The sequence below is a fragment of the Marinomonas ushuaiensis DSM 15871 genome (assembly GCF_000521805.1).
Taxonomy (GTDB): Bacteria; Pseudomonadota; Gammaproteobacteria; order Pseudomonadales; family Marinomonadaceae; genus Marinomonas; species Marinomonas ushuaiensis.
In genome coordinates this window covers 12256-38485 of record NZ_JAMB01000016.1, presented here as the reverse complement: position 1 = coordinate 38485, position 26230 = coordinate 12256, and the positions used below count along the sequence as shown (strand labels likewise).

Genomic DNA, 26230 nt, shown 5'->3' with positions numbered 1-26230 from the left:
ATGATTGATTCTCTTTTCAAAGATTGCTCCGTGATTGAGTTTAATGCGTTTACCGCTAAATATTTTGGCCGAAGTAAGGCTGCGTCCTTAAACGCTGATCGCTGGCTGCGTGAACTATCGCATCATGAAGTGTCGCATACGCAGTTGTTTGCTCTATCAGAGCTAGAGCAGAAGAGTGCTTCTGAACCGATTGTATATACAGATAGTCATGGGCGATGGTGGACGGGGCGGTATATTGGCTCGCTGACTTTTGAAGGAGTATCAATAGAGATACATCCGCGCTTTGGCATGGAGTTTGTGGCGAATAATATTCCGCTGAGTAACTTTATACCGGTGAATATTGACGCAAGCTTTGTTGCAGGCCATAAATTTATTCATTACCTGCAGGCTTTGTTGTGGTTGAATTATTTAACGAAAGCGGCGAGACATGCGTTACCCACGGTAAAGCAGGTGGATCAGCATTCATCCTTGATAGTGAGAGGACGAGTTGATGTTAGAGGCACCATTGGTCATCGCATAAAGGGCCAGCCGCAAGTAGCTTCTTTAACTCAATCTAAGCAGGTGCATAATTCGGTTACTACCGCGGTAGTTTTGGCATTTCAAGAGATTGAACGCTGGTTTCCAAATACTAATTTGATGCACTGGTTGCCTGATTCAATAGCCCTGCGTTTGCAGAAGATGATTAATGTAACGCCTAGGCATAGTGACATTCCCAAGCCACATGACATAAAGCGTATTCGCCTTAATTCTGTGACTAAGGCTTACAAGCCGTTAGTGGCTTTAAGTATGGATATTCTTAAAAGCAAAGGCATTTCAGAGTCACCTGATGGAGGTAACAATCAAAGCTTATTGCTTGATGTGGCTGAGTTATGGGAAATTTATGTATTAAATGTTTTACGTGAAGCGTCACCGGCAACATTAGACGTATCGCACGGTACCTATGAAAGTGAAGGTTATTTATTAAAAAGCCTAAATAGCGGGCGACAGCTGGGTAAGTTATTACCCGATTATTTAGTAAAACAGGATAGTGAAATTATAGGCGTGGCCGATGCTAAATATAAGCGCTTGGGTGATGCGCCTTGGATGAGTCCAAAAAGAGATGACCTTTACCAAATGACGGCTTATTTATCTAAGTTCTCATCGGTACTGAACGGCAGCCTTCTATACCCTAACTGGAATGAAGGCGAGCCTGAAAGTGACGTTGAAAGGGATAATCCTTGGATCTTGGATTCAGGGCAGAATATTAATTTTATCTCTTTGCCTCTGGTGAAAAGTGAAGCGGTACAGAGAGTAAAGGAATTAGGTTTTTTTTAAAGGTGCTTAATATATAGTTGACGTAGTTTGTTAAACGTTTAATTGAATGCTGGGTTCGAGGGACGAAGTAAAGTAAATATGGAATTTTTTATGAATCAAGAGGTGTGAATTGGGAGCTATAACTTTACCTAAAACAATACAAGTTTCTATCGATGAACGCGCTTTATCTTGCCAAGAGCAGCTTAGAAAAGATTTATTACTGTGTTTAACTCTTATCTTGATCGTTTTTTCTGCTTTCTATCTAGATAGCCAAATTTGGTGGGCTGAAATATACCCTTTTACCTATCCTTTTCTTCATGCTTTTATGGTTATTATCTTACCATTTTTTATCTATTCTTTGTACAGATTAAATAAATTTTTGAAAGATAAAAGTGATCTTATTGCATATCAAAAACTAATTGAAAAACTTAATAAGTCTACGTTGAGCACATCAATAGAAAGTATTGATGGAGTAATATCAGAAGCTTATTCTTTGATGAATAGAAATCATCTTATCAAAGACACATTCGAACAGTATCACCTTCTCTTAGCTGCACGTAAATTAGAATTATATCGAGAGGTATTAACTGAGTCACTTAACAATGAGTTCGAAGAGGCTATGGCTGATTGTACGCTTCAACTCCAATCACATATCAATAATGTTCCATTACTCAAAGTTAAAACTCAGATTGAGTCATCTTTAAAATATTTGATAAATCGCTATGAGGAAATGAACGCTCAATGGCTTGCTGCTTATGAAGAATTTTCTTGGTGGAATAAAATTAAATATAGTGATGGACCTGATTTTTACGAAATAGAAAGTGAAATACGTAAATTGTCTGCTCTACTAGAAACTTTGAAGTCTGATTATGAAAATGATTTTAAGACTTTAGAGAAACATTTCTATGGTATAAAACAACGAGCACTTAGTCGTATTCTTACTGCAAAAAAAGATGCAGATTCTTATATACAGCATTGTGTTTATGAGGATTTGATAGGTAATAGCATTTTAAGAAAAGCTCTCTGGTTTTCCGCTTTATCTGTACCTGTGTCTGCCTGGACTGATGTCCAAGTGGCCGGTGACATTTACGATGCACTTAGAGGTGTGAACAGTCATTTTGAGGGGATGACTGATGCAGAGGTTTGGTGGGAGTCTTTGTTTTTATCAAGTGAAAGCCTAGTAGGGTTAGTATCACTAACAAAAGGTGCTTATTTTGAACAGTTAGTTGCTAACGATACAGGAGGAGAGCTTTTTGAACATTTTAATAACCCTGACACAGATATTATTATTGACGGAGTGGCGTATCAATTAAAAGCGACTAATAGTGAGTCTTATATTCTCAATGTCGATGAAAATATTCCTGTTATTGCTACGTCAGAAGTGGCCTCCACAACTGGAGCGATAGATAGCGGTATTAGTAATAATGACATTTCATACGCTGTAGAAAATGCTTTAGGTGGAACAGTAATAGACGTTGGTGATACAACGGTAGATGCCATCATATCTGGCTTGGGAGGCTTAGGTTTTTTTGCCTCGCTGGAAGGAATTAATCATGCAGTTAAAAAGTATGAAAAAAATGGTGATGCAGAAGAGGCAATTTTTGAGGGTACAGGCGTTGCTATAGAAGGAACCGCTAAAGCTGTGGTTGGCACTGCTGAGATGAGTTACAAGATACTAGCATCTCGACCTAGTAGGTTTATTGGTAGATCTTTGCTAAAAATTTGTAAGAAAATTGAGAATAAATTCTCTTAGAAAAATTGGAATGTAATGAAAATAGATCAATTAACAGAAGGTTTAAAACAAGCTTTCTTTGCAGAAGGCCATCGTTTGGTCTTCTGGTATGACCCAAGTAAAGACTTCGAGACTGAGATCGATAACCTTAGTTTATCAGATGTTACCGTTTTAAATATGGAAGGTAAGTCTCAGTTAGGTATCAAGCTGAAGATGGAACTTGAAGACAAAGAAGGTAAATATTTACTGTATTTTCCTTCAGAAGAGCCGGATGTCGAAGACGACTGGTTGTTGGATATTAAGCTGTATTCAAGGTGTTTTTTTGCAGACCGTATCTCCATTATTTTCAACGATCTTGGTTTACACCAGCAGTCGATGCGAGCCCATTTAGCCGACCGAGACAAATTTTTAGGCAGTAAGGGTCGTTTGAGTCATCTTAAAAAGTGGTTATCTCCCGATGCCAATGAGCAGGTAATCGATCTTGCGATGATGACTGTGTTGGCAAAGGCTGAAGAGGCGGACATCAATCACATTCTTTTCGCGATTGCCTTTCAAGCCGCTGAGGATGATCTTGGTTTAGAGTCCATACCTCCTATTATAGATGATTTCTTGAAGTTTAATTTACAGCGATCTTTTGTTGAGCAGTTACAGTTACATTTTGGCTATCAGCCTAGTGATGATGAGCTGAACGGTGATGCGGCGTTTAATTTTGGTCGTTTTATGATTCGTTTGTTAGTTACCGGGTTTTGTGAAAATCTAGGTGACATTCCAGATTGGGCTGCGAGCCAGGTGTTGCCATCGATACATGCCCAGGCATCAGTAAGAGCGTTAAATTCAAGATGGCGTGACAGTTCTCGTTATTACACAGCGTTTGACAAGATATCTGGCTGGGTATCAGACAGTCTAAATATTCGAGAGAAGATAACATCGTTTTCTCTGGATTCTCTCGCGCCAGTAGCGACATTTGAAGCGGTTGAAGCTCAAATCATTATTTCAATGGCGGAAACCATTCCTACTGCTCATTTGCATGAATTGAAAGGGTTTGCTGACATAGTAGGGCAGCGCCTCGATAACTATTGGGCTTCACGTCATAAGGATGACGACACCCGTAAAAAGTATCGAATTATCTACGATGCACTTGATGCTTCTATTCGTTTGTTTACATTGCGTAAAACACATGAAGAAGGCTTTCATTACCCAAGTTGTGATGCTCTATATATGGCGTATGAGAGTGAATTGTATCAGTTTGATACGGCTTATCGGCATTACCATCTTGCTTCCCAAGTGGCTCATATTGACCTACTTAAAAAGCTGGATGGCGAAGTTGAGCAATGCTATAGCCATTGGTTTATTGATAATTTAGCTAAAAACTGGGGAGATCGTGTCTCGAATGAGCATCGTTTAGAAGACTGGTGCCTTTCTGGGATCGCCTTGCAGCATCAATTTTATAAGCAATCGGTCAAACCTTTAATCGACCATACTCAGAAAAAGCGAGTGATGGTGATTATCTCCGATGCCTTTCGTTATGAAGCGGCAGTGGAATTAGAGCAGCGGGTTAATGAAAAGCGTTACAGTAAAGCCACATTGTCGAGTCAGCTAGGTGTTGTACCGAGCTATACCACTTTGGGAATGGCGTCATTGTTGCCACATAACACCCTCGATTATAAGGGTGATACCGACGATGTTTTAGTAGATGGTCTTTCAAGTCAAGGTATCGCTCAGCGCAATAAGATTTTACAAGCATATGGCGGTATAGCGATTACTGCTGAAACCCTTCGTGACTGGTCTCGTGATGAAGGCCGTTTGGCTTTGAAAGATCAACATCTTATTTATGTGTACCACAATGTGGTAGATGCGATTGGAGATGTTGGGGCAACAGAAAATAGAACGTTTAAAGCTGTAAGCGACGCCATCAACGAATTAGCTGAACTCGTTCGTAAAGCTCAAATGCATTTTAATACCTCCAGCGTTATTGTGACGGCAGACCATGGTTTTCTTTTTCAGCAAAGTAAACTTGATGATGCTGACAGAACAAGTCTGGCGGAAAAGCCAACTAATTATATTAAAAGTAAAAAACGTTACGTTATTGGCCAGATGTTACCTGAACCAAAAGACGCTCTTTATGGTTCTACTAAAATAACTGCTGGTACGGTAAGTGATACAAAGTTTTGGGTGCCGAAAGGAGCGAATCGTTTTCATTTTGTTGGTGGCGCACGGTTTGTTCATGGTGGAATTATGCCTCAAGAGATCGTAGTGCCCGTACTGACGGTTAAGGCATTGCGAGGTGAGAATGCCATTGCCAGAACAAAGAGTAAGGTCGGCGTAATATCTGCTAAGCCTGGCTTAAAAATGGTAAATAACATCCAGAGCTTTGATTTCTTACAAACAGACTCAGTCGATGATAGAAAGCTAGCTATGACTGCCGTTGTTGGTATATACGATGGCCAGACTTTGGTCTCAAGTGAAGAAGTAATCACTTTCGATAGTACGTCAGACTCCATGACTGAACGTGTGAAAAAAGTACGTCTTTCATTGCAAGGAAGTAATTTTAATAGAAATAATGACTACTTCTTAGTTATTAAAGACAAAGATTTAGAAACGGAAATTGAGCGCTATAAAGTCACAATTGATTTGGCGTTTACTGATGACTTTTTTTAACTCTAGCGAAGAGATAATTTATGGATATTGTTAATGATGCTGATGCTAGTGTTTCTGAAAATGAAGAGCTAGATCAATTACTCAATACACACTTTGCTGGGCGAGTAGTCCGTAAAGACTTAACTAAACTGATCAAAGAAGGTGCCAACGTACCTGTTTACGTGCTCGAATATTTGCTCGGTATGTATTGTGCGACTGATGACCCTGAAGTAATCGATCAAGGTTTGCAGAATGTTAAAAAGATTTTAACTGACAACTATGTAAGACCTGATGAAGCTGAGAAGGTTAAGTCGATCATTCGTGAGCGTGGTAGTTACAAAGTTATTGATCGTATTTCTGTACGTTTGAACGAAAAGAAAGATAAGTATGAAGCGAGTTTTAGCAACTTAGGTATTCGTGATGCTGAGATCTCTGCTGGCATAGTGAAAGAGTATGAAAAGCTTTTAGTTGGTGGGATTTGGTGTATTGCCACTATGAGCTATTATCATGAAGAGGGTCAACAAAGCTCCCCTTTTGGGGTGACCATTGTGAAGCCTATTCAGATGCCGAATATGAATATGGAAGAGCTTTTTGAAGGTCGGAAAAAACTGACTACTATTCAATGGCGGGAAACACTAATTCGTTCCATCGGAATGGAACCTGCGGCTTTAGATGAGACAGTGCAATGGCATTTATTGGCTCGTATGATTCCGTTTGTTGAGAATAACTATAACGTTTGTGAGTTGGGACCAAGGGGAACAGGTAAATCTCATATCTATAAAGAGTGTTCTCCTAATAGCATTCTGGTATCTGGTGGACAAACAACTGTAGCGAATCTTTTTTACAATATGAGTACTCGTAAAATTGGCTTGGTTGGCATGTGGGACCTGGTAGCGTTTGATGAAGTTGCTGGCATATCCTTTAAGGATAAAGATGGCGTACAAATTATGAAAGATTATATGGCCTCAGGTTCGTTTGCCCGAGGTCGTGAGCAGATGGAAGCATCAGCAGGTATGGTGTTTGTGGGTAATATTAATCAAAGCATCGAATCTTTGGTTAAGACAAGTCATTTGCTTGCTCCATTTCCTGAGGCAATGATCGATGCAGCTTTTTTTGATCGCTTTCATGCGTATATCCCAGGTTGGGAAATACCGAAAATGCGCCCTGAATTTTTCACCGATCGCTATGGTTTGATTGTTGATTACTTAGCTGAGTTCTATCGTGAAATGCGTAAACGTAGCTTTGCTGACAGTATTGATAAGTACTTTAAACTGGGCAACAACCTTAATCAACGTGATGTAATTGCGGTGCGTAAAACAACATCAGGCTTATTAAAACTCCTATTTCCGCACGGTGAGTTTGCTAAAGAGGATGTTCGTTTATGCTTAGAATACGCTTTACAGGTACGCCGTCGTGTCAAAGAGCAGCTTAAAAAAATTGGTGGCATGGAATTTTACGATGTACATTTTAGCTACATTGATAATCAATCCCTTGAAGAACGCTTTGTTTCAGTCAAAGAGCAGGGCGGTGGCTCATTAATCCCACAAGAGCCCTCTAAGCCGGGAACCCTTTATACAATTGGCTTAAGCAACAAAGGAATGCCAGGTCTTTATCGATTAGAGCTACAGGTAACGAAAGGTACGGGGAGACTCGCAACATCGGGGCTATGGAGCTCTTCAGCGGCAAAAGAGAAAGTAAAGATTGCTTTTGACTTCTTTAAAGCCAATGCAAGTCGTATTAGCGCAGGAAATAAGGTAAATGATCACGACTTTCATCTTCATGTTGTTGAATTGCAAAATACTGGTCCTTTGACTAATTTATCATTGGCAAGCCTCGTTGTATTCGCATCAGGCTTGCTTGGTAAACCTGTTCAAAACCAAATGGTCGTCATGGGTGACATGAGTCTAGGTGGCAGCGTTACACCTGTAGAAAGCATTGCCGAGTGTCTACAGGTTGCCTTTGATGCAGGCGCCAAAAAAGTAGCCTTGCCTATGAGCAGCGCAATGGATATTCCAAGCATCCCCGCTGAACTATTTACCAAATTTCAGACAAGTTTTTACGCAGATCCTGTTGATGCTGCTTATAAAGCGCTGGGTGTTGATTGAAATAATATCACAAGATTATACCGTTAATCTGTTTGCTAGGTGACGGTATAAATCATAGTGAAGTGATCGGGTAATCCTCCAGAAAATTAATTGTTTTTCCAACTCGATAAAAGTTAGAAAAATTTGTCTGTAGGGGGCTTGTGACTGATTTGCATCCAGATAGGATAAATTCTTGTTCCTATAACACGAAATATGATTTTTTAAAATCTGCATGTTTGTGTATTAAATAAGGATTTTTATATTAGTAAATCCTGATATCTTGAACACCTCAACTTAAACGCTTAATTATTTCTAAGTGTTCCTTTTGTATGTAAATAGATATTGATGCATGTGGTCATCTCTTTTTTAGATAAATAGTAACCTATTGAATTTTAATGATTATATTTCTAATCTTCTACGGTATTACTCCAAAATTTTACAATATCATTGTGATCATTGTATTTAAAACACAAAGTACTCTTCTTCAAAGTTATGAATTAGTCTATGACTTTTTAAGAAAGAAAGTTTGTCAAAGAAGTGTAATTTTTAGGGTTCTTTATTGACAATCCATTCAATTAAACACACTGTGATTATATACAGTATTAATATTTGGAGAGTTGACTATTGGACATTAAACTTGCTGTTCTTTCAAATTTAGAGCCATCTGTTATGCCTGTTATTGAAGGTGGGCGTGTTGTTGAAAGATACCTTGGGCCTTCAGATTCAATTATTCAACAACAAGTTAGGAAGTTAGCAGAGGGTTTTGAAGAGTTTATCAAATTGGCGCTAAAAACAGGCCGAATTCACTTTTCAAAGGGTATGTCTCTAAATTTAAATAATTTTAAGTTTGAATACGATCAAAGTGAAAGGGGCGGAGGCTCCGTAGATATTCTCTATGTAATTGTCGATACATTACTAGTAGATGATACTTCTAGTATTGTAGCGGATTGGTTTTTTTATTTTGTAAGCGCTTTAGAAAATTCTAATTCGAAAATCCATTCTAAGTCAGCAGGTTATTATGATCACTTGGATGAGAAGCAAATCAAATCTGTCAGACTATCGCTGAGAGCGATAAAAGGCATGGCTATTGAAAATGAGAAATTACGTATTTCTACATTTGGTACTTTTGATAGTTCATTTTTTAATGAAAGCCACAATAAGCCTCCTAAAGTAACATATAAAGAAAAGGAGAGCGTTGTTAGCGAGCTTGCTAATGATGATGTTGATAAAGAGCTAGATGATGATTCTGGTTCAACCGAAGAAAACCCCGAAAGAACAAAAGACCGCGATTCTGAAACGGACTTTATTTTCGATACAATTAAAAATCCGCCAGTGTACACTCCTGAAACTCTCTCAGAAGAAGCTGAAATCACTAACGCTTATATTAAAAAAATAGATGTTGATAGTTTATCTATTACGCTACGGAAAAATGCTGGAGGGAGTCCGGTTACAGTTATGTTCGAAGACTCCAGTGATTACAACAGTTTTATTGATGAGTATCCTGAAGCTCCAAAGAGAGACTGCCTTTCTTTTGATGTGCATTTCTTAAAAAGAAGCGACAAAAAAAATATCATTTTAAGTATCAAGAAGGTAGTGATTGATAACCCATATTTAAAATTTCTTGCAGATGATTAGTCACGAAGCCTTTGTTGAAAGGTTGTTGTTATTGTGGGGAGACTCTATTCCACATCAATATCGCTTATTTGCGATTAGACATCAACTCTCTAATCTTTTGGAATTACTTGATAATGACGTCGCAAATCTTCCTAGTAGTCCGTTGCTCTTAGACTTCATCAAAAGAACGATTGAATCGATAAAAGTTTCTGTAACTAAGGATGAGTGTCTTAAGCAATTGGAAGGAAGTCTTACTAAAAATACGTGTTTAGCCTTATCGATTTTTGACCTTACTTCGCGGAGTTACAAGAGATCTTACTTAGGAGCGCTCTATTTACAGGTATCCCAGATATTTGCCTTACTATCAGTTGATCCTAAAGAGTTTGAAAGTAAATCTAATAAAGAACAGTCTGAATTAAAAACTACAATAAGAAATGCAAATTATGATATTGGTTTATTTCTTCGTGAAAGCCGGAATTTAATAACAGAGGCACCTAAGAGTAGCTTTACTGATTTTTTTGATCTCCTTTTCAAATTGAAAAATTATGATCCGGATATGGTTAAAATTTCTGATATTTATTGGAATAAGTTGGTCAAAGAAGGCATGAGATATCTAATTGGGTGTGTTTTTTCACAACCGCTCCCAAAGCCTCGACAATATAGTCCAAGAGTGTCACCTGTAGAGCCACCTGCTGATGTTCATATATTAGTTTCTATTCCATTAAAAGGAGGCGATAAAGATAATCCTTATCATTTGTTAGTAGAAGAACAACCTTTGAACCCCTTGGATGATGAACCTCTCCTTTCTGGACGACGAGAGATAAATAGTCGTTCATCTATCGAGTCAAAAGAGCAAAGTGGTGTTCAACTGTGCCCGTCAAGGCTATCAGTTTTAGAGAAACGGACTCTGATAGATTGGATTAGAAATAGTGAAAATGATATTTCAAAATCCTTAGTGTTACTGACGATCTTAACCACCTTGCGACCTTTTGAGATCTTTGGAGTTCAGATTGCTTTAAATAAAGACGAAGTTGATATTTATAAAAGGCAAGATGATGCATACGGTGTTTTTGATCTTTTTACAGGGGTTTACTGGAGAAAAGAGCCTCCGATAGAAGACGCATATATAGCTAATGAAGAAGATAAGAAATGGTTGCATGAACACTCGGAATGGTTGCCTTTGGTTATTCCAAATGAGCTTCTGATTCCACTTAAAATGACTTTTTCTTGCTACGGTAGCGGGCGAATTTTAGATATTTTACCTTATAAAAATCAAGAAGAATTTAACTCAATTACGCTAATAGCAAGACGTAAAATACGAGAACATGGAGGATTAACGCGAAAGATTACTCTTAGGTCTTTAAGGTATTTTTTGTATGGAGAGGTTGCTGATGAGTACGGTCAGCACATCGCGTCCTTGATGTTTGCAAATACAGAGTTCATGGGCCCAATTTGTCACTATTATATGGCACTAGATGTTGGGGTGATATCAGATATCTACATTAAGGTTGTGGGGCGAGTTGGTTTTAGTTTAATGGACTTTTCCTCTTCAATTCCAAACAGCTATTTAGGAAGTCAGCTTGCCATTAATTCAAACGTATTCGCTGAAAGACTTAAAATAAAAATAGCTTTGCTTGAAGGTTTACTTGATGGAGTTAAAGACTGTGTAGATATTGAGTCTATTAGATCTGCTTATAATGAGCTGTGTGGTTATACGCTCATTATGTTCTTTTTTTGTAGTTCACACCGTCGGCTTTCTAGTTCATTCGCTGAGCTGTCAATGCTTACAGAAAACTTCTCACATGTTTTAGTCGCTGACAAATTACACTCGGGAGAGTCTGCATCTCGACTATTGCCTTTACCTTCGAAGCTATGCAGCCAGCTAGGGAGCGCTATTAGCCATATAGCTAATATAGCCAAAAACGCAAAATTAAGCCCTTTAATACGGAATAAACTTTTGAGTTCTATCTCTTTGAATGGAAAAGAGCCGTTTCTTGGTTTTTGGAACGATGACAATGAGTTAGTGCCATCATCAACGGCTCAAATTGCAAGATTTTTTGGTGAAGATTGGAAATTGCCGCAAAATTCTTTGCGACAATTCTCTTTCCAAATGTTGCTAGCACATAAAAAAGGTGCTCAATATTTACTGAGGCAAATGGGTCATAGCACAGCAGACACTCACCCTTTTAGCGCTTCTTCTTTGATGGTATTCGATGGTGATGAGGATAGTGAGCATAGAGATATCTTCGAAGAATTGCTGAACGGACTAGGTTTCAAAGTTTTGCGTAAGGCTAGGAAGTCTTTGGCTCTTTCTGATTGGGAAGGATCAGAATCGAATATCAGATGGCCAACTAATACAATTCAGGCTAGAAAACAGTCTACTTTAAGAGAAAATTTGGCGATAGAAAAGAGAGTTCAGGAAGCTTGTCAGTTATGTCTTGAAGGTAGCTCTCAGAGTGTCTACGAGATGTTACAGGAAAAATTCTCAGAAACACCTGATAAATATAATTACGCTCTGAAATTTTTAGCAAAGCATATTGATGATTTAGATGTAAAGCAACCTCTGACAAAAGACCAGATTAAAGAACTGCTTGACTATAAAATACTAACCCCTCAAGCAGAAAATATGGTTTATCCGTTTGATACTCCTATGTCCATGCGTCGTTATACTCAATATGAGCAAGCTCTTAATTTGGCTAGTGTAGCTGCATTATATGCTATGGAAGAAACTGCGATTGAAGATATTGAAATGCTTCTTTTTTGTTCTTTATTATTAGACAGTGATATCGGATTTATTAAAGAATGCAATATTAGTTCTGTTGAAGTTGTTTTAAAAGACATTGCCTATAACAAAGGTGTAATGATTTCTAATGTTGCCGATCAAACTATTTTTATCGGTGGTAGAAGTTCAATATTTTTAGCCTTACTTTTAGCTAAGTTTAATAAAACTGATGTCAGATTGAATTTTCTTGGTTTTAGAAGCCGCTTAAACTATTGGTTAAGTCTTTCAAAGAAAGATTCTCATTTACCAAGTCACTTAAGCCTTTTGAGTAAGTTGGCGGTAGTTATTACAAAAATAACTGCATCTTCAAAAAATCCGATAAAAGCTCTTATTAAAGTGGTAAAAAATGCCCCGAGATGTGGTGAGATGGGAGTTCAGTATGCTCTTAGGCATGAAAAAATCAAATCTAAACCTCTTACCATAACTAAGCTTGCTAGATTAATGTACCCAAACTCTTACTTTCCTTTGCCTGCAGAGAGTATGAATAAGCTTACAACCAAAGTCATCTCAAAAGTTCATTTTGTGTCTGATAATAAAGGGGTGACTGTAAGTGCATTTGGAAATGATTTTCTCAGCTTTCTTAATGATTCTAAGTCTGGTTCATTTAAAGCAATTGAATCATACTGGCTTAAACTATTGAAGTGTGAAAATGAAGTTAAGAGTTTTACAAATTTAGTGGAGATGTCTAGTTCGCTTCCCGAAGTTGGTGTGTTTGTATTGACTTGGTTGTATCACTGGTCGAGGCGTAGGGGACGATCAGGAGGAAAATCGGGCTTAAAGCTAAGTACTATAAAATCTTACTTTTCTAGAGTTGGAAGGCCTCTGATAAATATTTTAGGGGCCAGTTCACTACAGGTGTTGGACTCGGATGAGTTGCTCGATATTTACCAGCAGGTAATTGATAGTGGAAATATCGATTCGAGAGAGCAGAGATTATCCGCACTTCAAAGCTTTCATAAGGTTTGTAGTGATCATTTTTACATGGCGGATATTGATTGGCGCGATTTAGATATTGAGCTACCAACTTCCCAGTATGCAGGAAATCTAATTACACCAATTGAATTTCACTTGACTCAAGAGCTAATTCAGAATGATCCAAATATGGCAGATGATGACAAGATTACCTGCTTATCAATTTTAATTCTATGCTACAGAATGGGTCTTCGTAGAGGGGAGGTACGTAGACTGAGAGCTTTCGATTTCTGTTTTGAAGATGGTCTTTGTCATGTTAGAAGCAATCATTTAGGTACAGTTAAAACAGTGTCAGGAAATAGACGAATTCCAGTTGATGTTTTACTTTGCAGTGACGAATATAACCTGATTAAAAGCTTGGTTGCTAAGGCTGCTGAAAATGGAAGCAATACGCCACTATTCTTTTCTCAATATAGAAAAGACCGTATACGGCCTATGGATAGGTTATTTAGTCGTGTTATTGAGGCATTGAGAATAACGACTGGGGATCCAAAAATAAGATTGCATGATTGTCGTCATTCAGCAATAAATTTCATTTTTACTGCTTTAATAATTTCTGATGCTCAACAGGACCCTATAGCCGAAGCTGTAAAAAGCTATTTGCCATATGGGGATATAAAAGATTTTAAGAAAAAAATAAGGAGTGCTTTAGTTGCGTCTGTTTCTCCTGACAGCTCATTGCTTCCAGCTATTGCACAAATGGTGGGTCATAGTAAAGCATCTACAACAATAGCTCATTATATGCATTTAACGCATTACTGGCTTTGGCTTACATTAGAAAAGCAGACAAAGGCAACTTCTTTTTTTGATAAGGCAATAGCTCATATAACGGGAATCCCGATAACACAATTGAGAGTTAGAAAGACAAGAGAGTCCTGCTCAGCCGCACAGATAGCAGTTTCAGCGTTATTAAATGAGAAATTTTCATTAATAGTAATGTGCAATGGTGTTTCTAGGCCGGTCCAGCAGCTTTCAGATTGGAGGTTTGAAAATGTTTTTAATCAAATCGAAGAACTTTCAAATATCGAGAAGGCTCTTAGGTATTTAGAGTTTTTAAGTCGAGGACAACAGCTTTCCGGCATAAAAGTATTAGATCTTAAGCAACTTTCTGAATTAGAACGCTTTGACCTTGATAGTCAACGTGTGAATTGTATTTCTCGAGCTTATCAAGATGTTATTACGGAAGACTTAATTATCTATCGAGCTTTCAATATTTTATCTCGAGAAACTGTTGAAGTTTTGCCAGTAGATTATCGCTCAAAAGAGACTAAAAGATATTTCAAATCAGAGGGTTTTATAAGACTGCTGGAGCTGCTTCTTATACATCAAAGGCAACATTCTGAAGATATCGATGCCCTTCTTAATATTTGGGAGACAGGTTGGGACGCAAGTACGCATAGCTTTAGAGTCAAGGCTTCTCAAACTGAATTATTAGAAAAGTGCCTTGGAAATATGGGGATTAGTGTCATCTATTCTAATAAGGCTACTGTAAGAACATTTAAGACGATTCAATGGTCCTGTCGAGATGTGAAATCTGCAATGATGAAAGCAGGAAAGGTTTCTTTACCGCAGTTAAGCCATATATTATTTTTGCTTACGGTTCAAAGAAAGCTTTTATCGCTTCAAGGTTAGATGATGTGATTTTTACCCTTCGAGCTGACCATGTTAAGCAGTTAAGCCTTTACGATGCGCTTGTGGAGCTCTAGGTAGATTTACAACTAATACTGTATTTCAATAACAAAAAAATATAATATTATCCTGTTTTTAATCTTTTAAGCGGGTTTGTTATGACTGCTATTTTAAGAGCAGCAAAAATTATTGGTACTCAAACCAAGCTTGCTAACTCGCTCGGAATTAGACAGGCACATGTCTGGAACTGGATCAACGTTCACAATCGTGCACCTGCAAAATACATACGAAGAATATCCCATTTAACAAATAATGCCGTCACAGTGTGTGAGTTGCTAATGGACCATGAAGTTAATTCATCAAAGCCAAATAAGAATGCGCCATAGTTGTTGATTCCGAGTTACGTATTGGATCATTCAATATGATTGGTTGCATAATACTATACCTTTAACCGCAAAACCTTCATAACGAATACAAGAAAGTCATTATATTATGCTGTTTTTAAAACTATTACCTATAATCTTCTTTTTCTGTGCCTCGCAGCTTGTACTGGCAGATGAGCCAATAAAGAAGTCTAAATCCTTAATTTGCCATCAGCCAAACACAGAATTTTATTCAAGAACAAAAAATTTTACCGCCTTTGATACACTGCAAGAATGTATATCCAGCGGTGGCCGATTACCAAAAAGTCAAACTGCATCATCAGCGGTTAAACCACAAAAATCAATGAAAGAGAATAATTCAAAATACAGCCGAGGCCAGTTTGGTCATGGATGGGATGATGTAGACAGAGATTGCCAGAACACACGTCAAGAAATATTGATCTCAATGTCGACTAATAGGGTTCAATACTCTGATGATAAAGAATGTAGAGTGATCTCAGGTCGATGGATTTCAATGTATTCAGGAAAAGTACTTTTTGATGCGTCGAAAGTAGACATCGATCACATCGTGCCACTCAAATGGGCTTGGGATCACGGCGCAAGGTTTTGGGATAAGCAAACGCGTCAAAAATTTGCAAATGATCCGATTAACTTGGTGGCGGTAGAAGCGTCTTTAAATCGATCTAAAGGTGCAAAGGGCCCTAATGAATGGCTACCACCAAAAAATGTTGAGCAGTATAAATTACGCTTCAAAAGGATTGTTTTAAAATACGATCTTAATGATTAAATTTATATTTAACTAGAGAAACTGCGATTAAGAAGTTGAACAGTAGCCAGTGTTTCTAACTCGGCTAAAAAACAAAAAATGTCACCCATTTCATTACTTTTAGCCCTTAAACAAGCTCATTCAGTCTTGTTGACGGGCTTTTAAACGGATTAACCCCTTGTAGCTCGTATCATCTGGTCAATTCTAAACACATTGGCTAAAGCAAACAGCATCGCCAGTTTGTTATCATTTTTCTCTAAGTCGCGATAGACGATTTTCCTAAAACCAAACTGACGCTTAATGATCCGAAACGGGTGCTCTACTTTTGCTCTGATACTGGATTTTATGTATTCCGTTCGGATAGGTTGCTTGTTTATTCTTGTATGTTTCTTGAGAAGACGCACCTTGCTTGGCATTTCAGCAATCAACCAATCCGCTTTGATGTCTTTTAGCTCTTCTCGTTTTTGAGCGCCTCGATAACTTGAATCCGCCGAGATAAAGCATTCTTAGCCATGAAAAAGTTTCGCTGTTTCCGTGATGTCATGAACGTTGGCGCCGTTGTACTCACGCTGTGAGTTAACCCCGTTCTAGCGTCAACACCAATATGGGCTTTTAAGCCAAAGAGCTACTGCTTACCTTTTTGAGTTTGGTGCCTTCTTTGAGGTAAATGCCTGCATCAGACAGCCATCTGTTCACTTCTTTAAAAAGCTAGCGCGAGAGTTTGTGTTTCTCTAATAAGTGTCTGGAATTCATGATGTGGTGTGATCAGGAATTGGGTTATCTAACGATAAGTCAGCAAATAAGCGAATGGACGTGATCTCATACAAGGTATCCTCCATCGCTGGATCACTCATGTTGTACCAATGTTGCATGCAGCGAATGCGGAACATTGTTGATAGCTGATAAGGTCTTCTATCACGCCCAGGTTTAGGATGAAACGGCTCAATAACCGCTTCAAGTTGATCCCAAGGCATCAACTCATTCATGCGAGAAAGGAAAATTTCCTTACGTGTTTTACGGCGTTTGTTGTTGAACTCGCTGTCGGCAAAAGTGAGTTGGTGTGACATAGTTGAGACTCGAAGACTAAAAAAGAGATTGTCTCATGAGAGGGGCTTATTCGCATGTTCCTTAGTTGTGGCATGGATAGGCTTGAAAACTAAAAATAAATTGCTTCATGGGGCAGACTTGTTTCTATCTTCCCTAATATTATGCGTATACTATATTACTTATTAGAGCGTGTTTTTGTCGCTTATTAAAATAACAAATTAGAGTTTAAGTTTATGCGATCATTGCCTTCTCTTACCGCGCTTCGTGTTTTTGACACTGCCGCTAAACAACTTAGTTTCACCCTGACAGCAAAGCACTTAAATGTCACCCAAGGGGCAGTTAGTCGCCAAATAAAACAGCTTGAAGACTATCTTGGGGTCCCACTTTTTATAAGACTTCATCATCAATTGAAACTGACTGATGCAGGCCAACAGTTATTACAAAGTTTGCATTTGTCATTTAATCTCATGGAAAGTGCTATTACAGAAATTCGTGATCCAAATCAGCGTCAGAAACTCAATATATTAGTACCACCTACCTTAGCTACAAGATGGTTAGCGAGGCGTTTGTCAGATTTTCGACTGAATTATAAACAAATAGAATTGACTATATATGAACGACCTACGGATCAGGTTATTTTTGATTGCGAAGTGCGATTTGGTAATACTGCAAAACCAAGACACTTAAGTGAGCTGCTGTTTCTCGAAGAACATGTTCCTGTTTGTCTACCCGAAATGTTAAAACGAGCTGCGCACTTAGAAAAAGAAAGTAGTAATTTGCTGCATATTATTCATGATGGCCGAAGATTACCTGTTTGGCATAATTGGCTAAAGGCTGCTGGGCTTGCAGATCAAGTGAATGCAGAGAGTGGCACGGCTTTTAGTACCTTAGATCAAGTGATTAGTGCTTTAAAAGGGGGGGCTGGATTTGCCGTTATCGAAAAACATATGATTACAGATGAATTGAGGAAGAAGGAACTTGTAAGGTTTAGTGAGATTGAAATTAGCGGCCCTTATGGCTATTGGCTAGATATACCGACTGAAAAACAAGGAATTTCTAAGGTGATTTACTTCACTGATTGGTTACGTCAGCAGGAATTTTAGTATTGCGTTAACCCTAATTAATCTGCCTTTTGCGTGCACACTCTCTTTAAATCTTAAAATCCTGACATGGATATTTACTCAGTTAAAGAAGGCGTTTAAATCTTCTTTAACTGAGTAAATGTGTATCTTTCTTTAGTATGAATAGGATACCTATTATGAGTTTCTCAATAAGGTCAAGGTACAGTTACTTCTTTCTCTTTCGCAGTATTTCCTAACGCAGATTCCGCTAATAGCGCTTTTATAAGGCCAATACACATTATTGAAATAATAATGGCGAATGGGAATCCAAGAATAATTAAGACTGCTTGTATCGCGCCCATACCGCCGACTAACAATAATAGGGCTGTGATAGTAGATACCGCGACAACCCAAAAGATGCGCTGCCATGCCGGTGCTTGATCACCGTACTCTGACGTTAAGATATTAATTACGAGGGTGCCTGAGTCTGCTGTTGTAATAAAGAAGACAAAGATGGAAAACAAGGCCAGGTAGCTGATGATTTTTCCGCCCGAAAATAACTCAAAGAACTTGAATAGAGCAGTTGAGGAGTCCGCCGATACCGCAGTAGCAAGTTCAGTGATACCTTGATTATGAATCATATCTAGCGCCGTGATGCCAAATACAGAAAGCCATACGAACGAGAAGGCGACGGGGATAATAAGTACACCCAGTACAAATTCGCGAATGGTACGGCCACGTGAAATTCGTGCTATGAAGACACCTGTTGGCGCAGCAAAAGCGATCCACCAAGCCCAGTAAAATAGAGTCCAGCCTTCAAACCAGCCTGGATTAGTTTGTGAATAGGTATCAAATGTTAAGGGAACGATATTACTAAGGTAGGCACCAACGCTGGTTACTGTGGCATTCAATACAGTTGATGTATTACCTGCAAGTAGTACAAATATCATCAAGCCAATAGCGATATTGATATTAATAACCGACAGGGTTTTAATACCTTTTTTCAAGCCAAGTAGTAAGGATAAACATGTAACGATACCAATGGCGAAAATCAATATGATTTGAGTAGTTATCCCTTTTGGCACATCAAACAAGTAATTTAAGCCAGCGTTGATTTGCATAACACCAAAGCCAAGTGGTGTAACGATACCTATTACGGTCGCTAATACGGCAAAAACATCAACAAAATCACCAATGGGGCCATAGATTTTCTTACCGATTAATGGATAAAGAGCAGAACGCATCTCGACAGGCAGGTTTTTACGATAAGCGGCATAAGAGATAACCAAGGCAACAGTAGCATAAATAGCCCAAGCGTTAAAACCCCAATGGAAAAAGGTAATCGTCATTGCCCCTTCCATGGCTTGTGTTGAGTTTGCCTCGACAATAGGGGGTGCAAGGTAATGCATAACAGGCTCTGCAACACCAAAAAACACAAGGCCGATACCCATACCCGTGGAGAACAGCATTGCTGCCCACGAAAAGGTACTAAATTCTGGTTGTTCATCGTCCTTACCGAGACGCAGTCTGCCGACTTTGCTTAGGCCGCAGTAAATCAGTAGCACTAAAAACCCCGTCACACTTAGCATATAGAACCAACCGAATTTCACTGCGATAAGGTGTTGCAATTCCTTCACAAATGCTGCGGTGTTGTCTGGCATGATAAGTACAAAAAAAACAAGTAAACTTAGGATGGTAGAAGAAATAGCGGCGACACGAAGTTTATTACTAGACGCTGTGCTCGCCGCTTCATTGTTATTATTATTTGAATCAATAAGTCTCATTTTGGGTGACCTTGCATATAGATTGATAAGGTGATTTTAACGCGCTGCTTAGATACCAGCGCTCTTGATGATTTTCTTGTTTATGACAGTAACCTCTCTTCAAATGGGTAGGTGGTTAAATTCTCAACGCCATTCTCTGTTATGACGATTTGGTCTTCTAGTTTTACACCCTCTTTACCACCTACTGCACCGACATAGGCCTCAACACAAAGTGCCATGCCAGGTTCTAAGACACCACTATAACCATGGCCTTTTAAGTCTTCTGGATAACGTATTGAAGGGTATTCATCACAAAGTCCTACTCCATGCATCATTACTCCATAGCGCTGGGCTCGAAATTCTTCGGGCAGTAATATACCTGCTTGAGTGACTTCTTCAAAGCTCATGCCTGGGCGTAGGATGTCCATATTGTGTTGGATGTGCTCATAGGCGACTCGATATAAGCGTTTTTGTTCTAGGGTTGGGTCGGCATCACCAATTAACCAAGTCCGGGAAATATCAGCACAAATACCATAAGGGCCAATCAAGTCTGTATCGAAAGCGAGTAATTCGCCATTTTGCACAACCCTAGGACCACATTCTTGAAACCAAGGGTTGGTACGAGGGCCAGAGGCTAGGATACGACACTCGATCCATTCTCCGCCACGTTTAATGTTTTCCGCATGTAGAACTGACCAGATATCATTTTCGGTGGCACCTGGCGTGCAAGCTTGTTGCATCTTTGCCATGGCAATTTCAGTCGATGCTATAGAGCAGCGCATAGCGTTTATTTCATCTTCGCATTTGATTGCACGGGCATGTTCCATGACTTCCTGGCCATCAAATAATTCTATGCCTAGTTTATCCAGCTCTCGAAGCCCAGCAATTTCAATTTTATCAACTGCTAAACGTTTGTCTTTGCCACCATGCTCAAGCAAGATGGATTCAATTTCTTTGGCAAAGTGTCTGGCATGCTCTGTGGTGCGATCGCCGGTTTCGAAATAGAAAAAGGAAGCGCCACCGCGAACTTCTTTGACTAAAGGTAAGTGAGCTGAAAGGTGGTCACAGTTATGGAAATCCCAAAGAATGACATGTCCAGCAGCAGAAACGAAACAAGCACGGGCGTGGTTGTGCGTAATCCATAACTGCATGTTAGTAGAGTCAGTGGCATAACGAATATTTAGCGGGTCAAATAATAATATGCCTGCTAACTCTCTTTTATTGAGTTCGTTCACAATGCGCTCTAGTCGGTATTCTCGCATACGAGTTAGATTAGGTGCGGTGAGTCCCAAGGTTTGCCATTCATTAAATGCTAGGTCAGTAGGGCCGATCTCAACACGATCGTTATCATTAAGGGAACCGTCTGGTTTAAACTCACCTCGACGGCGACTAGGGTCAATTTTACGATTTGAGCTTCCAATTGAGTAAGGTGACCTGTTCATTACATTACCTTCATTTTTATTATTGAGTGAAAAAAAGCATCACAAGCACTGTCTAAAATCACTTACCCTTTAGGGGGAGGGTGGCTTTTATGATGATATGATTTACTAATATCCCAGCTATGCGCGAGTCTAAAAAGGCACTTATAAACATACTGGTATGAATTAATGTAATAGCTAGAAAAATATAGATAATTTATCTAGATAGGTGTTATATCGAGATTTGAAAAAAGGGGGTGGAGAGAATGATTCGAGATTTTTTAAAACGAAAAAAACCCCGCATAGCGGGGTAAAAAGACTTTTACTTTAAGGATCGAAAGCAAAGAATGAGAATGTTTTTTTTGTCTTAACCAGATTAAAAACGTTTAGGCAAACGGTTCTTTAGCCGGACGAGAAAATCTCGATGTTCGCTTTCCTGATGTGTAATCATTGATTAGGTCACAAGGGGTATAGTTACGCTCCAGTTCGTACGTCTCTTCTGGAGTAAGCTGCATTTCAAGAGCCGCTACAGCGCTATCAAATTGCTCTGTGGTATCAGCACCTACTAACATAGAAGTGACTTCTGGCTTATTTAGTACCCAAGCTTGTGCCACTTGCGCCGGTAAACAACCACGGGCATCTGCAACTTTAGCGACAGAGTGAGCAATATTGCGAGAAGCCTCATCATTGTACATTTCAGCTGTGAAAAAATCGGTTTTGTTACGCGTGGACTGTAAATCACTGGTTAAAATACCGCGCGCTAGTGGACTAAAAACGGAAACGCCTATACCTTGATCTTGGCAGAAAGGTAACATTTCACGTTCTTCTTCTCTGTAAGCACAGTTAAGTTGAAGCTGCATATTAATCGGACGCTGCCAGCTGTTCTGATCACAGACCATAAGGATCTTGGCTAATTGGCCAGTTGTCATGGTAGAGATGCCGATATAGCGCGCTTTACCCGCTAGAACGATATCATTCAATGCACCCATGGTTTCTTCTACTGGTGTATCAGTATCAAAATAATGCAACATATAAATGTCCACATAATCCATGCCCATACGTGCGAGTGATGCATCGATGGCATTAAAAATATTTTTACGTGAATGACCTTGTGCATTGATATCATCACTCATTGCATAACCGACCTTGGTAGTGATGACTAAATTATCACGACGACCAATGCGATTGAGTACGTTACAAACAACCTCTTCGCCAGCACCGATGGAATAAAAGTCAGCAAGATCAATAAAGTTAACGCCTTGATCAAGCGCATGGCGAATGATTGGCTCACTTTCTTTTTCATTAAAGATCCAAGGTTTCCAATCTTTTGAGCCCATATTCATGGTGCCAAGACAAAGACGAGAGACTTTTAGGCCAGACTGGCCAAGACGGACGTATTGCATAGTTAACTCCTAATAAGGTGCCTTCTTATTTTTTTAAGGCTCCTGATCTAATGGGTAAATTTGTTTTAATTAATAGAACTTGAAAAAGATGGATTTAAGATTCTGATTTAGTATTTGTATCCACAAGCTAAGAATGAACTAGCTTAAATGTCTTGAAAAATCACTAAATTTCACTTCCGCATGAGTTCAGGTAATGTGGTTTTGAAATGTAGAACTATATGGTTTATTTATGTTTTTTGGACAAAAAAAGCGCTCCGAAGAGCGCTTGACTGGGAATTAGAGATAATCGAGTTTATGCATCACCGTAATAGACCCAGACCCCCTTGGTTTTGGTGTAAGAGGATAGAGAATGGATGGCCATTTCTTTACCCCAACCACTTTGCTTGAAACCGCCAAAAGGTGCTGCTAAGCCGTAACAACCATAACGGTTGATAAAGAGCATGCCGGAATCCAGCTGCTCTGCGACTTTGTGAGCGCGAGAAACATTGGCGGTGTAAAGTCCTGCTGCAAGGCCATATTCGGTACCATTGGCAATGGAGATGGCCTCTTCTGTGGTATCAAAACGAATACAGCTTAATACTGGACCAAAAATTTCTTCTTGAGCAATGCGGGCGTCGGGCGCTACGTCTGCAAAAATAGTCGGTCTAATAAAGTAGCCTTTAGCATTTTCACCTTCTGTGTCCGCATAACCGCCAGTTACTAAGCGTGCTTCGCTTTTGCCTATTTTGATATATTCCATGATCTTATTGAATTGGACTTCATTACATTGTGGTCCTTGGTCAACATCAGCAGACAATGGGTTGCCGCACTTTATCGCTTCAGCCTTGGTAATCAGTTTGTCCAGCACATAATCATAAATATTAGAGTGAATAATAAAACGTGTTGGCTCAGAACATTTTTCGCCTTTGTGTGAAAACATCACCGTAAAGGCTCGATCGATAGCACCATCAAGATCAGGTGCATCTTCAAAGAAGATACAAGGGGATTTACCGCCTAGCTCAAGAGTGGTTGATTTAAGATTAGATTGACCCGAGTTTTGGACAATTCTACGGCCAATATCAGTACTACCTGTAAATGAAACCTTATGTACATTGTGACTTAGGGTAAGTTGATTCGCGCTAGCACCATCTGTCAGCAACATGTTGATCACACCTGCTGGAATATTAAGTGCTTCATCAATTAACTCCATCAAGAAGACAGTTGTTAATGGCGTGTACTCAGACGGTTTGATAATAACAATGTTACCCATCGCCAACGCAGGTGCGATTTTTAAGCTGGCTTGATATAGGGGGAAGTTCCAAGGAGCGATAAGAGCACAAACACCAATTGGCTCTTTTAGGGTGTAGTTTAGAAAGCCTTTATCTACCGGGGATGTTTCGCCATAGTACTTATCAGTCCACCCCGCATAATAATCAAAAATATCGGCACAGGTCGGAATATCATCTGTCATGGATTCACTGAACAGTTTCCCGTTAGGCAGAGTTTCCAATAGGGCAAGTTTTTCCACATTGTTACGGATCAAGGTAGCAATCGCTCTTAAAAGGTTTGCACGTTCGGTCCGGCTAACCTTGCTCCAAGTGCCTGCTTCATGATGTTGGTTCGCAATAACGGCTGTCGCCTCCACCTGCTGGCTGCTGGCAAGGGGAATTTGACATAAGCTTTCGCCATTAGCTGGGTTTTTCAGATCCCAATTCAAATTTTCACCTTTAACCCATTCACCATTGATGTATTGGTTTTTAGGTTGTGTTAACCAATCTTTTGCCCAAGCAAGTGGAATTATCGTTTGTGTTGTCATTTTATTATCCTGATTTTATTTTTAATTTGATTGTAGGTGGTTAGTCAAACTTGATGTTTCAAGCTTAGAAACTTTGTTTAAAACGCACAATTGAGATTTGTGAATACTGCTATCGCAAAAACTCATACGCTCGATGAATGCAGGGTGCCAAATTGTTTATGTTTTGATTATTAAGTGTTTCCTGATGAATGCGATATCACCTTGACTTTGTTTGAAAATGTCTGACGCATAGGTATAACCTTTTTCTTTTTTGAGTCGAATTAATGTGGGAATCAGGGTGTTAATGTTGTACTCATTTCGTTCGCTGTTAGGTCGAACATTGGCAAGACAGTGTTGGGTGAAAGCCTTGATACCATTTTCTAAACAGGTCATGACATCTAGTAGGTTATGAATTACGATGGATTGCCAAACATTAAGGTCGAGTTCTCCATGGTCTTGGGTCATTTGAATGGAGTAACAACGGCCGCAGACTTGCATGCAACATTGCACTAGATATTCCGGAATAGTCGGATTAACTTTGCCCGGCATAGCGGATGAACCAGGCTGCACGGCAGGGATACTGAGTTCACCGAAGCCTGTTTCTGGGCCAGATGACATGAGCCGAAAGTCTTTGGCTATTTTCATAAGACCACGGGCAAATAGATCTAAACGATTGGCAATAGAAATAAGATCATCATGGTTTTGTGAGGCATCAAATAAATTGTCATTATGACGAAACAGCTGAGAGCACATTTCATCATTAACCTGATCGATAATCTGTTCGAAAAAGGCATCGGAGCAATCTCCTTTGCGGCCTATGATATTGCCCCCAAGGTTGATCTGATACAGCTCTGAAATATCTTGCTCTAAACGATTTTTATTTCTTTCTATCAAGCTTTGATAACCACTAAATAGATCTGAAAAACTCATTTCAACTGCATCTTGTAGACAAGTGCGGGCAATTTTTTGCTCATATTGCCATTTTTTACCTTGAGTTTTGAATTCATTAGTGAGCGCATCGATACTAGCTTCTAAGGTTTGCCATTGCTCAATCACAGCAAAATGGCAGGCGGTTGTTTGTGCATCGCTGGTGGAGTTGTTGAGGTTAATATGATCATTAGGATGTAGAGGCGTGTAATGACCTAAGGCACTAGAAAAAAAATCGCGATTAACCTTGTTTGCTATTACTTCATTGATATTCATATTAGTGGAGATCCCTCCCCCCCCATGACATGCATGAATAGGAAACTGATCTAGGGGTAATCCGAGTAACAACTCATTTATGACTTTTAAAATCCCTTGGGCAAGCAGTGGTTCTAATTCACCAATATTAAGGTTTACTTGTGCTGCAATCTTTTTAACCCTAAGCATACCCTTTATTAATTGTGGATAATCGCTTAAACGCTTTTCACCATTAACGGGGTAAAGTTCAATGGCCCTTTGAGTTTGAATACCATATAGGGCATTGGCCGGTACTTTAAGGGAGCCAATAAGGTCGTTTTCAACGCGATATTCAATTGTCAAGGAAGTCATTTCATCCATCTCTTTGAAGCATTTAGTTGCTGCTATCAAAAAGCATAGTGGAATGAGGGGCAATCGAGTTTATAGTATAGATGCATTACATAAACTCATGCTAAAATTAACACTTTTTGTAATGACCTAATGATTCTAGAAGGTCCTATAGCCTATAACTCACTAAAATATAGGAAGTAGACCATGACTATTACACCCCGAAAAACATGACTAAATTACACGCCAAACAAAAATGTGAATACGCTAGATTGATGGTGGAAGAGCACTATTTTAACCAGCAGATTATGGACATATCGGGAGCTGGAACAACAGCCTCTGCTCGATGGAAAAGTAGTATTT

General features: G+C 39.2%; 14 protein-coding genes and 1 pseudogene. 9 read left to right on the top strand and 6 right to left on the bottom strand.

Annotated elements, in window-relative coordinates; translation table 11 throughout:
* From MUS1_RS14010 to MUS1_RS13975, 8 genes are all read left to right on the top strand, one after another.
* Positions 1–1314: a 5-methylcytosine restriction system specificity protein McrC gene (locus MUS1_RS14010; RefSeq protein WP_036163551.1), complete on the top strand. Its 1314-nt coding sequence runs from the start codon at positions 1–3 to the stop codon at positions 1312–1314.
* Positions 1315–1423: 109 nt separating this feature from the next.
* On the top strand, positions 1424–3046 hold the full coding sequence (locus MUS1_RS14005; RefSeq protein ID WP_051436343.1) for a hypothetical protein: 1623 nt from the start codon (positions 1424–1426) through the stop codon (positions 3044–3046).
* Between the two features lie 15 nt (positions 3047–3061).
* A complete protein-coding gene (pglZ, locus tag MUS1_RS14000; protein ID WP_036163549.1) occupies positions 3062–5683 on the top strand; it encodes a BREX-1 system phosphatase PglZ type A in 2622 nt (873 codons plus the stop codon).
* 20 nt (positions 5684–5703) lie between these two features.
* Positions 5704–7767: a protease Lon-related BREX system protein BrxL gene (gene brxL, locus MUS1_RS13995; RefSeq protein WP_036163547.1), complete on the top strand. Its 2064-nt coding sequence runs from the start codon at positions 5704–5706 to the stop codon at positions 7765–7767.
* A 603-nt stretch (positions 7768–8370) separates the two neighbouring features.
* Positions 8371–9381 carry a hypothetical protein gene (locus MUS1_RS13990; protein WP_036163546.1) on the top strand — a complete coding sequence of 337 codons (1011 nt, stop codon included), beginning with the start codon at positions 8371–8373 and terminating at the stop codon, positions 9379–9381.
* Complete coding sequence (locus MUS1_RS13985; RefSeq protein WP_036163545.1) at positions 9374–14746, top strand: site-specific integrase; 5373 nt, start codon at positions 9374–9376, stop codon at positions 14744–14746. Before MUS1_RS13990 ends, MUS1_RS13985 begins: the two co-directional genes overlap by 8 nt.
* Before the next feature lie 155 nt (positions 14747–14901).
* On the top strand, positions 14902–15129 hold the full coding sequence (locus MUS1_RS13980; RefSeq protein ID WP_036163544.1) for a YdaS family helix-turn-helix protein: 228 nt from the start codon (positions 14902–14904) through the stop codon (positions 15127–15129).
* Positions 15130–15235: 106 nt separating this feature from the next.
* A complete protein-coding gene (locus MUS1_RS13975) occupies positions 15236–15913 on the top strand; it encodes an HNH endonuclease family protein (protein ID WP_051436308.1) in 678 nt (225 codons plus the stop codon).
* Between the two features lie 149 nt (positions 15914–16062).
* On the opposite strand, the pseudogene MUS1_RS13970 reads toward MUS1_RS13975, so the two are convergent.
* A pseudogene (locus MUS1_RS13970) lies at positions 16063–16959 on the bottom strand (IS5 family transposase).
* A gap of 213 nt (positions 16960–17172) precedes the next feature.
* Here MUS1_RS13970 and MUS1_RS13965 point away from each other — a divergent pair.
* The gene (locus MUS1_RS13965) at positions 17173–18042 is read left to right on the top strand and encodes a LysR family transcriptional regulator (RefSeq protein WP_036163543.1); all 870 of its coding nucleotides are present in this window, start codon (positions 17173–17175) and stop codon (positions 18040–18042) included.
* A 173-nt stretch (positions 18043–18215) separates the two neighbouring features.
* On the opposite strand, the gene MUS1_RS13960 is transcribed toward MUS1_RS13965, so the two are convergent.
* The 5 genes from MUS1_RS13960 to MUS1_RS13940 form a co-directional block, all read right to left on the bottom strand.
* Positions 18216–19784, bottom strand: a complete 1569-nt coding sequence (locus tag MUS1_RS13960; RefSeq protein ID WP_051436306.1) for a BCCT family transporter — start codon at positions 19782–19784, stop codon at positions 18216–18218.
* An 80-nt stretch (positions 19785–19864) separates the two neighbouring features.
* Positions 19865–21205, bottom strand: a complete 1341-nt coding sequence (gene dddP, locus MUS1_RS13955; protein WP_036163542.1) for a dimethylsulfonioproprionate lyase DddP — start codon at positions 21203–21205, stop codon at positions 19865–19867.
* 362 nt (positions 21206–21567) lie between these two features.
* A complete protein-coding gene (locus MUS1_RS13950) occupies positions 21568–22584 on the bottom strand; it encodes an aldo/keto reductase (protein WP_036163540.1) in 1017 nt (338 codons plus the stop codon).
* Positions 22585–22876: 292 nt separating this feature from the next.
* On the bottom strand, positions 22877–24379 hold the full coding sequence (locus MUS1_RS13945; protein ID WP_036163538.1) for an aldehyde dehydrogenase family protein: 1503 nt from the start codon (positions 24377–24379) through the stop codon (positions 22877–22879).
* Positions 24380–24535: 156 nt separating this feature from the next.
* A complete protein-coding gene (locus MUS1_RS13940) occupies positions 24536–25891 on the bottom strand; it encodes a lyase family protein (RefSeq protein ID WP_051436303.1) in 1356 nt (451 codons plus the stop codon).
* Positions 25892–26230 lie beyond the last annotated feature (339 nt).

Bases quoted from the DNA above. Each gene is read 5' to 3' on its own strand.
- brxL (WP_036163547.1), top strand. From the start codon at position 5,704: ATGGATATTGTTAATGATGCTGATGCTAGTGTTTCTGAAAATGAAGAG.
- MUS1_RS13985 (WP_036163545.1), top strand. From the start codon at position 9,374: ATGATTAGTCACGAAGCCTTTGTTGAAAGGTTGTTGTTATTGTGGGGA.
- MUS1_RS13980 (WP_036163544.1), top strand. From the start codon at position 14,902: ATGACTGCTATTTTAAGAGCAGCAAAAATTATTGGTACTCAAACCAAG.
- MUS1_RS13960 (WP_051436306.1), bottom strand. From the start codon at position 19,784: ATGAGACTTATTGATTCAAATAATAATAACAATGAAGCGGCGAGCACA.
- MUS1_RS13950 (WP_036163540.1), bottom strand. From the start codon at position 22,584: ATGCAATACGTCCGTCTTGGCCAGTCTGGCCTAAAAGTCTCTCGTCTT.
- dddP (WP_036163542.1), bottom strand. From the start codon at position 21,205: ATGAACAGGTCACCTTACTCAATTGGAAGCTCAAATCGTAAAATTGAC.
- MUS1_RS14010 (WP_036163551.1), top strand. From the start codon at position 1: ATGATTGATTCTCTTTTCAAAGATTGCTCCGTGATTGAGTTTAATGCG.
- MUS1_RS13975 (WP_051436308.1), top strand. From the start codon at position 15,236: ATGCTGTTTTTAAAACTATTACCTATAATCTTCTTTTTCTGTGCCTCG.
- MUS1_RS13965 (WP_036163543.1), top strand. From the start codon at position 17,173: ATGCGATCATTGCCTTCTCTTACCGCGCTTCGTGTTTTTGACACTGCC.
- MUS1_RS13940 (WP_051436303.1), bottom strand. From the start codon at position 25,891: ATGACTTCCTTGACAATTGAATATCGCGTTGAAAACGACCTTATTGGC.
- pglZ (WP_036163549.1), top strand. From the start codon at position 3,062: ATGAAAATAGATCAATTAACAGAAGGTTTAAAACAAGCTTTCTTTGCA.
- MUS1_RS13945 (WP_036163538.1), bottom strand. From the start codon at position 24,379: ATGACAACACAAACGATAATTCCACTTGCTTGGGCAAAAGATTGGTTA.